At 71.5% G+C, this 13,508-nt stretch carries 15 protein-coding genes and 1 pseudogene; 9 read left to right on the top strand and 7 right to left on the bottom strand.

Annotated features, from left to right (window positions below):
- From gspM to MOX02_RS27665, 8 genes are all read left to right on the top strand, one after another.
- Positions 1-557: type II secretion system protein GspM (gene gspM / locus MOX02_RS27700; RefSeq protein ID WP_147029021.1), on the top strand; the 557-nt coding region annotated here is incomplete at its 5' end.
- The gene (locus tag MOX02_RS27695; RefSeq protein WP_147029020.1) at positions 542-1,075 is read left to right on the top strand and encodes a hypothetical protein; all 534 of its coding nucleotides are present in this window, start codon (positions 542-544) and stop codon (positions 1,073-1,075) included. The genes gspM and MOX02_RS27695, both read left to right, overlap by 16 nt.
- A 212-nt stretch (positions 1,076-1,287) precedes the next feature.
- Entirely contained in the window at positions 1,288-3,489 is a 2,202-nt protein-coding gene (gene gspD / locus MOX02_RS27690) for a type II secretion system secretin GspD (protein ID WP_170268025.1), read from the top strand.
- A gap of 15 nt (positions 3,490-3,504) precedes the next feature.
- Complete coding sequence (locus tag MOX02_RS27685; protein WP_147029018.1) at positions 3,505-5,250, top strand: GspE/PulE family protein; 1,746 nt, start codon at positions 3,505-3,507, stop codon at positions 5,248-5,250.
- Between the two features lie 64 nt (positions 5,251-5,314).
- Entirely contained in the window at positions 5,315-6,535 is a 1,221-nt protein-coding gene (locus MOX02_RS27680) for a type II secretion system F family protein (protein WP_147029017.1), read from the top strand.
- Complete coding sequence (locus MOX02_RS27675) at positions 6,532-7,053, top strand: GspH/FimT family pseudopilin (RefSeq protein WP_147029016.1); 522 nt, start codon at positions 6,532-6,534, stop codon at positions 7,051-7,053. The genes MOX02_RS27680 and MOX02_RS27675 overlap by 4 nt, the downstream gene beginning before the upstream one ends.
- Positions 7,037-7,462: a hypothetical protein gene (locus MOX02_RS27670; protein WP_147029015.1), complete on the top strand. Its 426-nt coding sequence runs from the start codon at positions 7,037-7,039 to the stop codon at positions 7,460-7,462. Before MOX02_RS27675 ends, MOX02_RS27670 begins: the two co-directional genes overlap by 17 nt.
- Positions 7,459-8,082, top strand: a complete 624-nt coding sequence (locus MOX02_RS27665) for a hypothetical protein (protein WP_147029014.1) — start codon at positions 7,459-7,461, stop codon at positions 8,080-8,082. Before MOX02_RS27670 ends, MOX02_RS27665 begins: the two co-directional genes overlap by 4 nt.
- A gap of 9 nt (positions 8,083-8,091) precedes the next feature.
- On the opposite strand, the gene MOX02_RS27660 is transcribed toward MOX02_RS27665, so the two are convergent.
- A complete protein-coding gene (locus tag MOX02_RS27660; RefSeq protein ID WP_170268024.1) occupies positions 8,092-8,601 on the bottom strand; it encodes a prepilin peptidase in 510 nt (169 codons plus the stop codon).
- Positions 8,595-9,554: a type II secretion system protein GspK gene (locus MOX02_RS27655; RefSeq protein ID WP_170268023.1), complete on the bottom strand. Its 960-nt coding sequence runs from the start codon at positions 9,552-9,554 to the stop codon at positions 8,595-8,597. Before MOX02_RS27655 ends, MOX02_RS27660 begins: the two co-directional genes overlap by 7 nt.
- A gap of 170 nt (positions 9,555-9,724) precedes the next feature.
- Between MOX02_RS27655 and MOX02_RS27650 the strand changes: the two genes are divergently transcribed.
- Positions 9,725-9,931, top strand: a complete 207-nt coding sequence (locus MOX02_RS27650; protein ID WP_147029011.1) for a hypothetical protein — start codon at positions 9,725-9,727, stop codon at positions 9,929-9,931.
- Between the two features lie 70 nt (positions 9,932-10,001).
- Here MOX02_RS27650 and MOX02_RS27645 read toward each other — a convergent pair whose 3' ends face one another.
- The 5 genes and pseudogenes from MOX02_RS27645 to MOX02_RS31625 form a co-directional block, all read right to left on the bottom strand.
- Complete coding sequence (locus MOX02_RS27645) at positions 10,002-10,721, bottom strand: DUF4214 domain-containing protein (protein ID WP_170268022.1); 720 nt, start codon at positions 10,719-10,721, stop codon at positions 10,002-10,004.
- Between the two features lie 234 nt (positions 10,722-10,955).
- The gene (locus tag MOX02_RS27640) at positions 10,956-11,225 is read right to left on the bottom strand and encodes a hypothetical protein (protein WP_147029009.1); all 270 of its coding nucleotides are present in this window, start codon (positions 11,223-11,225) and stop codon (positions 10,956-10,958) included.
- A gap of 119 nt (positions 11,226-11,344) precedes the next feature.
- Positions 11,345-11,485 carry a hypothetical protein gene (locus MOX02_RS31630; protein WP_170268021.1) on the bottom strand — a complete coding sequence of 47 codons (141 nt, stop codon included), beginning with the start codon at positions 11,483-11,485 and terminating at the stop codon, positions 11,345-11,347.
- Between the two features lie 1,036 nt (positions 11,486-12,521).
- Positions 12,522-12,962, bottom strand: a pseudogene (locus tag MOX02_RS27630) (tetratricopeptide repeat protein); the annotation flags it as partial.
- A gap of 61 nt (positions 12,963-13,023) precedes the next feature.
- On the bottom strand, positions 13,024-13,311 hold the full coding sequence (locus MOX02_RS31625; RefSeq protein WP_170268020.1) for a hypothetical protein: 288 nt from the start codon (positions 13,309-13,311) through the stop codon (positions 13,024-13,026).
- Positions 13,312-13,508: the final 197 nt, after the last annotated feature.

The raw sequence follows: 13,508 nt of genomic DNA, 5'->3' as shown, positions 1-13,508 counted from the left end.
CCATGAGAGCCGGATCCACCCTGCGCTTCCTCGCCTTCCTCGGCTGCAACGCGCTCGCCCTCCTCCTCGTCAGCGGCCTCATCCTGAGCCCGGCCCTCAGCCTGCTCTCCGACCAGCAGGAGGCGATCGCCCGGATGGGGCCGCGCCTGGAGCAGGCCCGCTCGGCCATCGCGCGCGACGCCGCGCTCTCCGAGCAGGATCCGGCGGCGATCCGGGACATGGCCCACCGCTTCGTCCAGGGCGAGAGCGAGAGCCTGCTGCAGGCGGATCTGCTCCTGCGCCTGCGCGAGATCGCCGAGAGCCACGGGGTCAGCTTCACCTCGGTGGCGGGGCTGCCGGAGCGGGAGGCGATGGGGCGTCGCGCCGTGGGCGCGCGCATCGAGTTCCAGGCGAGCGACCACCGCGTCGCGGCCTTGCTGTCGAGCCTGGAGCGTGGGCCGGCCTTCCTGTTCATCCGCCGCGCGCAGCTCTCCGCCGCGGGCTCGGAGGAGCTCGGCGAGGACGCGGTGACGGCGAGCGTCGAAGTCTACGGGGTGACGGGATGGCCACGCAGCTGAGATCCGCACGCGCCCTCGTCCTGACGCTCGCCTGCGGCGCGCCGGCCCTGGCGGCCTCCCTCTGGGCGGCCTGGGCCGGCCTGATGGGACCGATCGGGCCTGCGACCGGCGCCGAGCGCGCGACCCGCCTTGGCCGGTCCGCTCCCGCCATTCCCGACCTGCACGCCGCAGCGGACGCCAACCCGGCCGAGATGCTCATCGCGAAGCCGCTCTTCTCGCCGACGCGCACCCGCCCGGCCGCGAGAACCCCCATCATGGTAGCCCAGACGGTCGAGGCGCCGCCGCCCCCGCCGCCGGTCACGCCGCGACCCGTACCGAACTATACGATGGGCGGCGTCCTCATCTCCGCAGCCGGCCGCAAGGTGTTGCTCCGCAAGCACAAGGGCGACCGCGGGTGGTGGATCGGCGAGGGAAAATCAACCGCTGATGGGTGGAAAGTATTGACCGTCACGGCCGAAAACGTGAACCTGTCTTGCGACGGCCAGGAAGTGGTCCTCTTCCTCCGCCCGCATAAGTAGGGTGACCGGGGGCGGACAGTGCGATGTTTCTGCCAGCACATCGGGCGGGCCGTCATTTGCGTCGACTGAGACGCGACGCCCTCCTTCCGCCGTCCCGCTCTCCGAACTCTTTCCTAGCCGTTTTCCTGCTCGGCGCAGTTCTGATCTGGAACGGGGCGCCCGGCGCTTCGGCGGCTCCCCGCGGCGGTGAGGTGCCGGAATGGTCCGGCCGCGTGCCCGCCCCGGTTGTGCCCGACGACGGCAAGCGCCGCGTCGGCGCGAGTCCCCGCACCTCGGATCCGAGCGCGCCCGCCGCACCCGACAAGGTCCGGGTCGGCATCGGCTCGGGCAAGTTCTACGGCGAGCCGCGGCCTGCGCGGGCCCCTGCGGAGGCCGCGGCCGGATCCCACACGCTGAACCTCGTCGACGCCAGCATCCAGGAGGCCGCCGCGGCGGTGCTCGGCGACATCCTCGGCACGAACTACACGATCGACCCGAAGCTCGAGGGCCGGGTCACCCTGCAGACGACGCACCCGGTCACCAAGACCGGCGCCGTGGAGCTCTTCGAATCCGCGCTGCGCAACGTCGGCGGTGCGCTCTCCCGCAGCGGCAACGTCGTGCGCATCGTGCCGGTCGAGCAGGCGACGGCGGGAGGCCGGGTCGGGATGGCCGACCGCGGTGGCTCGGGCGGCGCCGGCGTCGGCAATTCCGTGAAGGTCCTGCCGCTGCGCTACGTCGCGGCGGCCGAGATGAAGCGCCTCCTCGAGCCGATCGCCTCCTACGGCGGCGTCGTGCGCATCGATCCCTCCCGCAACGCGCTGCTGCTCTCCGGTACCGACCAGGAGATCGCCGCGATGCGCGACGCGGTCGCCGTCTTCGACGTGAACTACATGAAGGGCATGTCCTTCGCCCTCGTGCCGGTGCGGTCCCTCGACCCGGAGGACGTGGTCGACAACCTGAACAAGGCCTTCGCGACGAACGGCGAGGGCGCCATGAGCGGCATGGTGCAGTTCATCCCGAACAAGCGCCTGAAATCCGTGCTCGTGATCTCTAAGCAGCCCGAGTACCTGCTCAGCGCCAAGGCCTGGATCCGCAATCTCGACGGCGTCGCCTCCGGCAACCGCAAGGAGTTTTTCACCTACGTCCTGCGCAACCGGCAGGCGAAGGACGTCGTCGACGTCCTCAACGCGATGTTCTCGGACGAGACGAGCGCCCGCGAGGTCCGCTCCGCCCGCACGGGCCGCACCGGCCTCGGCGACGGGCCCCCGAACGGCGGCTCCCTCAACGGCGCGGATGCCGGGCCCGGGGGCGGCTTCTCGGTCGGCGGCGGGGTTCCGTTCGGCGCGCCCGTCGGCGGGCTGGCGGGCGGCGGGCTCAACGGCGCGGGGCTCAACGGCGGCCTCGGCGGCGGCCTGACCTCGGAGCGTTTCCTCGACGGGCCGCTGCCGCGGGTCGACGAGAACGGCGGCTACCGCTCGGCCGGCATCGGCGCGGGCGACAACGGCGAGCCGCGCATCAAGATCGTCGCCGACCCGTCGCAGAACGCCCTCCTGATCCTCGCCTCCGAGAGCGACTACCGCCGGGTCGAGCGGGTTCTCGCCAACCTCGACGTGCTGCCGAACCAGGTGCTGATCGAGGCCACCATCGCCGAGGTGCAGCTCAACGACGACCTGCGCCTGGGCGTGCGCTGGTTCTTCCAGAACCGCAACGGCTCGCGCTCGGGCACCTTCTCGGATCTCCTGACCGGCGCGGTCGGCTCGGCCTTTCCCGGCTTCTCCTTCGTGGCGCGGGCCGCGGGCGGGCAGGTGACGCTCAACGCGCTCAACGACGTCACCCGGGTCGACGTCCTCGCCTCCCCGAGCCTGATGGTCCTCGACCGGCGCACGGCCGTCCTTCAGATCGGCGATCAGGTGCCGATCCAGACGCAATCCTCGCAGAGCGTCCTTGTCCCCGGCGCGCCGGTGGTGAACTCGATCGCCTACAAGGACACCGGCGTGATCCTCTCGGTGACGCCCCGGGTGAGCGAGTCCGGCCGGGTGCTCCTCGACATCGAGCAGGAGGTCTCGAACGTCCAGCGGACCACCTCCTCGAACATCGACTCGCCCTCCTTCGGCCGGCGCAAGGTGCGCACCACGGTCGTCGTCAACAACGGCGAGAGCATCACCCTCGGCGGCCTGATCCAGGACCGGACCACGGTCGGCGAGACGCGGGTGCCGGTGCTCGGCGACCTGCCGATCATCGGCAACGCCTTCAAGGAGAAGCAGAACCTCGTCGAGAAGACCGAGCTCCTCATCATGCTGACGCCGCGCGTCGTGCGCGACCTCAACGAGGCGGCGGCGGTCACCGACGAGTACCGCAACCGCGTCCGCAGCGTGCTGCCGACCCGCGATCCGGTCCAACGGCTGATGACGAACGTCAAGCGCACGATCGAGTGAAGCGAGGCAGGCGGGATGGAACAGGTTCGGCCCTCGCTCCTCGGCCTCGATCCCGCCTCTTCCGCCTTCGCGGAGCGCTTCGGCGCCTTCCTGGCGCAGGAGGGCCTGCTCGACCGCGCCGCCGTCGAGCGGGCGCGCCGCGCCGCCGCCCTCTCGGGCGACCGCTTCGACGCCGTGCTGACGAAGCTCGGCCTCCTCTCGGAATCGGGGCTCGCGGCGGGCCTGTCGCGCTTCCTCGGGCTGCCGCTCCACGTCCCCGGCGAGGGACCGGGCGAGCGCCTCCTGGCCGACGCCCTCCCCGGCCGCTTCGTGACCGAGAACCGGATCCTGCCGGTGCGCCTCGCGGGCGGCGTGCTGACGCTCGCGGTGGTCGACCCGTTCGACCGGATGCCCCTCGACTCGGTCGGTCTCGTCGTGGAGCACGCGCTCGACGTCGAGATCATCGCGCCCGCCGATTTCGAGCGGATCGCCGCCCAGCTCTACGCGGATCCGGAGGCCACGCCCGCGCGGTCGGCGGCCCACGAGGCGGACCACAGCGACACCGACCTGCAGCGCCTGCGCGACAGCGCCAGCGAGGCGCCCGTCATCCGCCTCCTCGACCAGATCATCGCGGGCGCCGTCGATGCCGGCGCCTCCGACATCTACATCGAGCCGGCGCCGGGCACCTTGCGCGTCCGCTACCGGGTCGACGGCGTGCTGCGGGTGATCGACGAGGCGCCCGCCCGCGTCTCCGCGGCCGTCGTATCGCGCGTGAAGATCCTCGCCCGCCTCGACATCGCCGAGCGGCGCCTGCCCCAGGACGGGCGCATCAAGATCCCGGTGCGCGGGCACGAGGTCGATTTTCGCATCGCGACGATCCCGACGATCGACGGCGAGGCGGTGACGATGCGCGTCTTGGACCGCAGCCGCGTCACCCTCGACTTCCAGAGCCTCGGCTTCGACGCGGACCAGATCGCCGCCATGCACCGGCTCGCTGGCCAGCCGAACGGGATCATCCTCGTCACCGGCCCGACCGGCAGCGGCAAGACCACCACCCTCTACACGATGCTGCGGCACGTGAACCGGCCGACCGCCAAGATCTTCACCGTCGAGGATCCGATCGAGTACCAGCTCACCGGCATCAGCCAGGTCCAGACCCAGGAGGCGATCGGCCTCGACTTCCCGGCGATCCTGCGCTCGATCCTGCGCCACCACCCCGACATGATCATGATCGGCGAGATCCGCGACGAGGAGACGGCGCGCATCGCGGTGCAGGCCTCGCTCACGGGCCACCTCGTCTTCTCGACGCTTCACACCAACAGCGCCGCCGAGACCATCACGCGCCTCATCGACATGGGCATCGAGCATTTCCTGCTCGGCTCGACCGTGCGCGGCATCATCGCCCAGCGGCTCGTGCGGAGGCTCTGCCCGGCCTGCGCCGCGCCTCACCCGGATGCGGATGTGCTCGCCGCTCACCTCGCCGAGCGCGTGCCTGCCCTGCCGGGCCTCGGCCCGCCGCGCCTCAGCCGCCCGGTCGGCTGCGAGGCCTGCCAGGGCAGCGGCTTCGCGGGTCAGCTGTCCATCGCCGAGCTGATGCCCGTCGACACGACGCTTCGCGACGCCGTGCTGCGGCGCTCCTCCGGCCCCGAGATCGAGGCGCTCGCCCGCCGCGGCGGCGTGCGCTCCCTCTACGAGGACGGCGTCGCAAAGGCGTGGCAGGGCCTCACCGCGGTCGAGGAGGTCCTGCGCGTCACGAGCGGGATCGAGGCGGGCCCCGCATGAGACCGGCTCCGGAGCGCCGGGATGGAGGCTGGAGGCGGCCGCTGCGCGCCCCCCCGGCATCCGCATGAAGTTCCGCTTCGAGGCCTTCGACGAGGCTGGGAACCTCGTGGCGGGGGAGATCGAGGCCGCCACGGCGGACGAGGCGCGCGCGCTCGTGCAGGCGAGCGGGCCGACCCCCTTCGCCGTGCGCGAGGCGCGCGCTCTCGACCTCCTGTTCCGGGACATCCGCCTGGAGATGCCGGGGGGCAAGGCCGCCGACGCGGCGCTCGCCCGGCTCGCCCGCGACCTCGCCGTGCTGCTGCAGGCGGACGTGCCCCTCGACGCCGCCCTGCGCATCGCCTCGGCCACCGCCGAGGATCGGCGCATGCGCGACCTCGCGCTGCGGATGCGCGACGGCGTCCTCAGGGGCGCCTCGCTCGGCGAGGTGATGGAGGGCATGCCGGACGCCTTCCGGCCGGACTATGTGCGCATCATCCAGGCGGGCGACGTCAGCGCCGATCTCGGCGCCGCCATGCAGGATCTCGCAGACCTCCTCGACCGCCGGGTGGAGATCCGGACGCGGGTCCGCTCGGCTCTGGCCTACCCGGCCCTGCTCGTCGGGCTTGCAGCAATCTCGCTCTGGATCGTGCTCGGCCTCCTCGTGCCCGCGGTGACGCCGATCTTCCACGAGAGCGGCATGGAGCTGCCCGGCATCCTGGCGGTCCTCGACGGGCTGCGCGCGCATTCCACCACGATCCTCGGCCTCGGCGCCGCGCTTCTCGGCGCCCTCGGCCTCGCACTGATCCTCGGCCGGCGCAGTCCCGCGATCCGCCTGCGCCTCGACCGCCTGCTTCTCGCGGTGCCGGTCACCGGGCGCATCTCCGAGACGCGCGAGGCCGCCCGCTTCACCCGCACCTTCGCGACCCTGATCAAGGCCGGCGTCGCCCCTCTCCAGGCGCTCCAGACCGCCTGCGCGCTCGTGCGCAACGGCTTCCTCCGCGCCCAGCTCGAGGCCACCGTGGTCGACGTGCGGGCCGGCGCGACGATCGGCGAGGCGATGGAGCGCGCGGGCGCCCTGCCGCTCGCGGCCCGCCACATGATCACAGTCGGCGAGGAGAGCGGACGGCTGCGCGACATGCTCATGCGGGCGGCCCTGATCCTGGAGCGGCAGGACCAGACCCAGACCGCGCGCCTGCTCGGCATCCTGACTCCCACCGTCACCGTGCTGGTGTCGGGGATGATCGCGGCCATCATCCTCTCGGTGATGAGCGCGATCCTCTCGATCAACGACCTCGCCCTGCAATGACCGTCTCCCGGACGGCCCCGGGCGTGCCCGACTTCCGGGATCCCTGCCGAAGCCGCGCCGGCTTCAGCCTGATCGAGATCCTCGTCACCGTCGCGATCCTGTCCGGGGTCGCCCTTCTCGCCGCGCCCCTGCTGCGCCGCCCGCCCGCCGAGCTGCAGCTGCGCGCCGATCTCGGCCGCCTCGCCGCCGCCCTGCGGATCACCCGCGCCGCCGCGATGATGCGCAACGAGCCCCTCGGCCTCCTCCTCGACACGGAGAGCCGCCGCTTCGTCTCCCCGGCGGTGCCCCGGACCACCCTCGACCCGCGCACGGAGGTGACGCTCGCCCTCCCCGACCCGGACGAGCGCACGGGCTCCCGCGGCCGCATCCGCTTCTTCCCGAGCGGGCGCTCGACGGGCGGCCAGATCCGCCTGCGCCTCGGCCGGTCGGAGGGCAGGCTCGACGTGGTGTGGGCGACCGGTCAGATCGTGGCGAGCGAGGTCGTCAGCCAGGTCGGGCGCCATGATTCCGGGCGCTGAGGAACGCCGGGAGGGCCGCTCGGGCGCGCAGGCCGGCTTCACGCTGCTGGAGTTTCTGGCCGCCTTCGCGATCCTGGTCCTGTTCCTCTCCGCGATCCTCGCCGCCCTCGCGGTGGCGATCCGCGGCGACCATCAGGCAGCCTTCCTGACGCTGGCCAGCGCGCTGGCCAAGGGCCGGCTCGCGGCGGCCGGCGTCGACTACCCCCTGCGCCAGGGATCGGCCGGGGGCGTGCTGCCCAACGGCTATCTCTGGCGGGCGGATATGGACCGGTCCGCCCGCGTGCCCCTCGATGCGGGCCGGAGCGCGGCCGGGTACCGCGTGGCGGTGACCGTCGCAGAACCGCCGGAGCGCGGCGGCCGCGCGCTGACCCTGCGCTCGTTCGTGCTCGATCGGGAGGGCCGGCGATGAGCCGTTCCCCGAAGGAGGCGGGCTTCGCGCTCGCGGAGGCGCTCGTGGCGCTCCTCCTCCTCGCTCTCACCCTGGGGCTCGCGGCGGGCGTGTTCAGCTTCGGGCGGCGGATCTCGCAGGCCGGGCACGGGCGCGACGTGCTCGCCCACACGGTCGCCGGCAGCGGAGCCCTCGGCGGCTGGCTCGCGGCCGCCGCCCCGATTCGCACGGTGACGCCGGCGGGGCCCGGGCCGGTGCTGTTCGAGGGGCGGCCGGACCGCCTGACCTTCGTCACCGCGAGCCGGGGCGACGCGCAGCCCGCGGGACTGCTCGCCGTGACGGTCGGATTCAACGGCCGTGACCGGGGCGGCCGCACGGGCTCGATCCTGTTCGACGTCACCCCCCTCGCCTTCGGCGAGGCGCTGCTGCCCGACCAGGTGGCGCGCGAGACCCTGATCGCCCACGTGGCGGGAGCCCGCTTCAGCTATTTCGGCGCCCTCGCGGAGGGGCGGCCGGCGGCGTGGCACGACGACTGGACAGACGCGACCCGGCTGCCGCAGCTCGTGCAGTTGCGGGCGAACCTCGATCTCGGCGGCCGCGTCGAGCCCCTCGACCTGTCGTTCCGCGTGCCGGGCTCGTGAGACGGGCGCTCAGCCCAGCGCCCGGTCGATGAGGTCGAGGACACTCGTCCCGCTGCCGATCTGCAGGGCGGCGACCGCCGCCGTGCCGAGGGCGAGGAAGGGACCGAACGGGATCCGGCCGCCCGTGTCGAAGCCGGCATCGAGGAGGCGGCGGCCGCCCATGTAGGCGAGGGCCGAGAGGCTGGCGAGGAGCAGCATCGGTGCGAGCCCTTCGAGCCCGGTCCACGTCGCGGCCGCCGTCACGAACTTCACGTCGCCGAGGCCGAGTCCGTGATAGCCGCGTCGCGCCCGGAAGGCCCACCGCACGCCGAGGAGCAGCCCGCCTCCGAGGAGCGCGCCGGCCAGCGCCGAGACCGGCTCGACGGTGCCGAGGATGATACTCGCGCCGAGGCCGGTGACGAGGATCAGCAGGTTGACCGCGTCCGGGATGATCATCGCCCGGATGTCGCTCGCGGCCGCCGCGCCCGCGAGCAGCAGCAGGACGAGGAGGGCGCCGGCCTCGGGGTGAGCGCTCAGCACGGAGCTCCCCCGCCGGATCCCGCCGGCGCGAGCGGGGCCTGCGGACCGCCCTCGCGCCATTCCCGGATGCTGTAGGCCACGGGCGGACCCGGCGTGAACTCGACGACCGCCTCGCGGGCGACGCGGGCGCCGGTGCGCGTCACGGCCTCGCCGCGGATCAGGAAGACCCGCCCGGGCGCCTGCGCGAGGAAGAAGGCAGCGTTCGCCCGCTCGGCCTCGGCGCGGCTCCTCGCGCCGGTGACCGCCAGCAGCGTTGCGGTCGCGGCGACCTGCGCGTTGAGGCCGGGGCTGCCGGTATGGGTCGTGACCATGGGCAGAAGGGTCTCGAACAGGGCCCGGTCGACGCCCGGCACCCGCGCGAGCTCCACCGCCGAGCGGAAGGCCGGCGTCTCACGGCTCTCCTGGGACTGCCGGACCTGCCCCGCCTGGAGCTGCCCCGCCTGAGCCTGCGGCGTCTGATTTTGCTGTGTCTGGGCCTGATCCTTGGCGTTCTGCGCTGCCTCGCGCAGGCGCAGGAGGCTGCGCACGGCCGCGCGCGCCTCCGGCGCGACGCCCCGGATGAGGGCGGCGACGAGGTCGGGCGTCGCTCCGTTGAGATCGACCTTGCCGCTCTCGTTGGCCACCGCGACGGCGAGGATGGTGCCGTCCTCGAGCGCGCAGAGCCGCGGGCGTCCGCCCGATCCGAACCGGGCACCCATCGACTCGCCCTTCGGCAGGTCCGCGAGCAGGTCGAGAATGGCGAGGTTGACGGCGCCCTCCGCGCCGGCCTCGGCGCGGGCGATCTGCGCGGCGGCGCGCGCCTCGATCGCCCGGTAGCGCGCCGCCGCGATGTAGGTGACGAGCATCAGCCCGATCAGCCCGATCATCCAGATCACCGCGATCAGCGCGAAACCGGCCTCCCGGCTTCCCGGCGGGGCGACTGGATCTCGGAAGGCTGCGGGCGGCGGGACCATGGGAGGGCTCGGGACGGGCAGCGGAGCGGCCGCCCCGTCGATCGAGCTTGAGCATAGCACAGGGTGGCGGCGCCGGCTCCCGCTTGCCCATCCTGCCCGCCCGCTCCTACCGTTGCCGCGGCCCGTGCTGCGCCGACCAGGCGCCGCCGGCGTCATCCCGGAGGCGAGGCATGGACGATCGGGCGATCAAGGACGTGGAGGAGGTGGCCGACGCGATGATCGACCTGATCGCGCGGCGCCTGAATTCCGGTGTGCGCGCGACCTCGATCGCGGCCGGCATCGCAGTGGCGCTGACGCGCCTCGGCGAGACCGGAGCGCGGGGCGCGGAGCTGCGCGACGCCATCGCCGCCCTGCTGCGGCCGAAGCCGCCGGGCTGACGCCCGGCGGGACGGCCGCTCGGGAGATCGATCCGGTTCTTCCGGCGTGGGGCTCGTGTTCCTGCCGATGTCAGATGTGCCAAGCCTGCTCGACTTGCGCGACGAGATGGTGGTGTGCCTCGACCGAGTCGGTGATGACCGCGGCGATCGAGGCGCGGGAGGCACCGTGCTCGAGGGCATCCACCCAGCCGCGAGATCCTGGATCGTCCGCGTGCCGACCCAGGGCGTGAAGATACAGGTCGTCGATGTAGGCCGCGTTGCCGAGCCCGGCCGCGCGGCCCTGATACTCGGTGGAGCCGAGGAAGCCCTGGGCAACCTCGTGCAGCGAGGCCCCGTGCTCGATCGCGTCCCGCCACGCGTGCAGTCCGCCCGCGTCAGGTACCCGGCCGAGAAGTCCGTAGTACAGGCGCGCGACATCTCCGGCCTCGAATACGCCCTTCAGGTGAGCGAGGTGCTCGTCGGCCAGCAGGATTCCGCGCGCCACATCCTCCCGCTCCACACCGTGCCTGAGCTGGTCGGTCCAGTAGGCCATACCGGCGTCATCAGCTCCGCGGTGCAGGTTGTCCTCGTAGAGCTTGTTGACGAAGCCGCGATCGTCGAGCCCGTCGTGGCGCGCCCGGCCCTCGGTCGATTTCAGGAACCTCTCGATCACGTCGTGCAGCGTGTCGAGGCCGCTGACATGCCCCATCCAAGACACGAGGCCGGCCGGATCCGGGGCTCGCCCGAGCAGGCCGTCGTACAGAGCATATACCAAGCTGTCGTCCGCACCGACCAGATCGTCGAGGCCCATCGTGCCCTCCCCTCCACCGCGTCGGGATCGGAGAGCGCTCCGTCGCGTCGCTCGAGCCGAACCGGGCATAACCCTCGCACCCGAGACCAAGCGCCGAAACGGCCTTTCGTCCTGCGTGGTCCCGACCAAGGTCTGAGACCTTGGTCCCTCGGCAGAGCGCGACGACGTATGCGCACGCCTACCCGGTCTCGAACCGGACGGAGGCCGCGCGATCCGGGCGCCGCCCGACCCTTCTCAGGCGGGGCGGACGATGCCGGGCAGGCCGCCGAGGCTCGCGAAGCCGGCCGTGGTGCGGGCTGTCACGATCGCGCGCAGAGTGGCGTCCGAAGCTCCAGAGGTCAAAGCCCGCAGTTCCAGCATCAGAAGGCTGAGAAACAGCCTGTCCGCGCCACCCGCGCGATCCTCGCTCAGAAGGTGCAGGAGCTCGCGCATGTAGGCGCAGGCGGGAGCGTTCGAGGCCGGAAACGTTTCGGAGGGCGAGGCCGAGGGGGGCTCTGTCGGCATGAGTGCACAGCTCCGGCGCACAGCGCCCCGCCTCTGCGGGACCGAATCACTGTTCCGCGGATCGGGGGGCCGGCGCCATCACCCAGGTTAACGTAACGTTGGTCGCCGCCTCGACGATCCTACAGGACCGGCTCGACCCATCTCAGCACGGCCGCGAGACGCTCGGCCTGAGCACGGGTCAGCCCTGAGCAGAGGGCAGTCCCGTTCTGAAATACGGCGAAGCTGCCGTCGGCGGTGAGGCGAATCTTGATCGAGGCCATCACGCGTGCCCACCGGAGAGGCGCTCCAGAGCGCTCAGGCCGCACTCCGTGATCTGCCAAGTCGCGAAGGCGACTGCGAGGGTGGGTTGCAGGTCAACGGAGCGAATATCGCCCCGGCTTTCGAGAGCGAGGAGCCTACTGTGGTCGCTGGGCCAAGATCTGTCCGGCTTCTGCTTGATCGAGATCTGACGGTCGGCTGCCTCTGCAGCTTGTCTGAGGAGGCGTCTCTCGTGATTGATCAGCATTTATTCTCCAGGTCTGGGAAATGAATCGATCGCTCTACTTAGGTAGAGACTGGACCATATGGTTAAGCTTGGCAACCCGCTTCGGCGCAGCGGCCGACAAACGGGTGGTGACGAGGCAGGGCTGAGGCTCGGATGCAGGTCAGCGTGAGACTGCATTACGCGAGGTGAACATCCTCAAGGGCTACGACCGCCGAGCGCGGGCCTTCGAGAACCACGCCCGCAAGATTGTCCTCGGATGCGCCACAGGCTCCGCAACGTAAACGAGCGGTGCCGGGCATGACGATCGTGTGCGGTCTGCCTTATTGAACGGGTCCTCCATCGACATCTGAGATGACGGCGGAGAAGGAGATGCTGGCCAGAAGTGTGATGCCGGAATCGATCCAAGACCGTAGACTTGCGCTGCGGTTCCCGACTCGATGGGACGGTCTGGGATTTTCGGATGGCGGCAATGGGCACAACTCCGCCTGCTGGTTGCGCACGGATGAAAGGCAAAGAACAACCCGAAGCAGACTTCGACACGCGCACCAACGTCAGATCGAGGTGCAGGCAGCCCAAGGCAAGAGCCTCGCGGTTGCCTGCAAAGAGGCAGGCATCGTGGGCGCCGGTCAGTCCCTGCGCGTGTGGTGCCAAGCTCGGTCGCATGGGTGACCTGGAAGCAGAGGCGCGTCAGGGAGAGACCAACATCCTTGGTCGCAGCGCCGATCTCTCCCGGGTCATCGCGCACCCGATCCGTTGATCTGGCGCCGCAGGCTCTCGATGAGGACGCTCGGCCTCGGATCGCCCGGAGCCAGCTAGGCCAGCCGCTCGGCATAGTCGAGGGCGCTCGCCAGATCCCCGGCATCACGGCTGAAGCCGATCAGCGCCGATAGGGTGGCGCGATCGGCCGGATGTCGCGTCAGGGTGTCCTTCAGGACCATCATCGCCTCGCCCGCCTGCCCGGAGGAATGCAGGCCCACGGCATAGACGTAGGCGTAGCGGGCTTGGTCAGGGGCGAGCTCGGCGGCGCGGCGCAGATCGTCCAGCGCTTCCGCATGCCGCTTCAGGCGGATCAGCGTCAGGCCGAGCGTGTGGTGCAGCCCCGCGTCGCGCGGCGACGCGGCGCGCGCCTGGCGCAGCACGCCTTCTCCCTCGCCGTCCCGGCCCATTCCCCGGTAGAGATCCGCGAGGTTGATCGCAGCTGCCGCATATTGTGGGCTCAGGCGAAGCGCCGCCTTGTACGCAGCCTCGGCCTCAGCAGTGCGGCCACCAGGTGCCCGGCGGGCCGCCTGCTCGGCTCATGGGACGGCCGACGATTCAGCGCGCATCCGGCCGGATTCGGGGCGGTCCCCGGCCATCCATGTCACCGTCAACCGTGCCCGTCGACCCAGGCCCGACGAACGGAGCAGTGGCGGCGTCCGGATCGGCAGCCTCAACATCGAGCGGCGCTCCGGAACTGGTGGCTGCGCCGCCGCTGTGTCCGCCGCTTGGTACTGGCGCGCGGCGCGTCTCGCCCGGCCAGCCTTCTTGGGCGAAGCTGGCACTGCCTCCGGTCGCGAGAAGGGCGAGGGCGAGAAGCAGGGCGTACAAATTCTGAAGGGTCATATTAGGTCTCCTCAATGATCATGGGTGACCTCCGGGGTTAACTCTGGGCGGTATCAACGGTTTTCGCATTGCGTTCCGCCGACGCTGTGTAGCCTTACGATTTTACTTTCTGCCTTTCCGATCAGCATCACGGAGACCACTGACCAGGACGTGCCCGGCGTCAAAACTTGGCGACGAAGCGCTGCGGTCAGCATCCT

The sequence above is a fragment of the Methylobacterium oxalidis genome (genome assembly GCF_007992195.1).
Lineage (GTDB): Bacteria > Pseudomonadota > Alphaproteobacteria > Rhizobiales > Beijerinckiaceae > Methylobacterium > Methylobacterium oxalidis.
The sequence above is the reverse complement of the archived record's forward strand: the minus strand, read 5'-3'. Positions and strand labels throughout refer to the sequence as shown.

Excerpts from the sequence above, each read along its gene's own strand:
- MOX02_RS27695 (WP_147029020.1), top strand. The coding sequence starts at position 542 with ATGGCCACGCAGCTGAGATCCGCACGCGCCCTCGTCCTGACGCTCGCC.
- MOX02_RS27685 (WP_147029018.1), top strand. The coding sequence starts at position 3,505 with ATGGAACAGGTTCGGCCCTCGCTCCTCGGCCTCGATCCCGCCTCTTCC.
- MOX02_RS27680 (WP_147029017.1), top strand. The coding sequence starts at position 5,315 with ATGAAGTTCCGCTTCGAGGCCTTCGACGAGGCTGGGAACCTCGTGGCG.
- MOX02_RS27675 (WP_147029016.1), top strand. The coding sequence starts at position 6,532 with ATGACCGTCTCCCGGACGGCCCCGGGCGTGCCCGACTTCCGGGATCCC.
- MOX02_RS27670 (WP_147029015.1), top strand. The coding sequence starts at position 7,037 with ATGATTCCGGGCGCTGAGGAACGCCGGGAGGGCCGCTCGGGCGCGCAG.
- MOX02_RS27665 (WP_147029014.1), top strand. The coding sequence starts at position 7,459 with ATGAGCCGTTCCCCGAAGGAGGCGGGCTTCGCGCTCGCGGAGGCGCTC.
- MOX02_RS27655 (WP_170268023.1), bottom strand. The coding sequence starts at position 9,554 with ATGGTCCCGCCGCCCGCAGCCTTCCGAGATCCAGTCGCCCCGCCGGGA.
- MOX02_RS27650 (WP_147029011.1), top strand. The coding sequence starts at position 9,725 with ATGGACGATCGGGCGATCAAGGACGTGGAGGAGGTGGCCGACGCGATG.
- MOX02_RS27645 (WP_170268022.1), bottom strand. The coding sequence starts at position 10,721 with ATGGGCCTCGACGATCTGGTCGGTGCGGACGACAGCTTGGTATATGCT.
- MOX02_RS27640 (WP_147029009.1), bottom strand. The coding sequence starts at position 11,225 with ATGCCGACAGAGCCCCCCTCGGCCTCGCCCTCCGAAACGTTTCCGGCC.
- MOX02_RS31630 (WP_170268021.1), bottom strand. The coding sequence starts at position 11,485 with ATGGCCTCGATCAAGATTCGCCTCACCGCCGACGGCAGCTTCGCCGTA.
- MOX02_RS31625 (WP_170268020.1), bottom strand. The coding sequence starts at position 13,311 with ATGACCCTTCAGAATTTGTACGCCCTGCTTCTCGCCCTCGCCCTTCTC.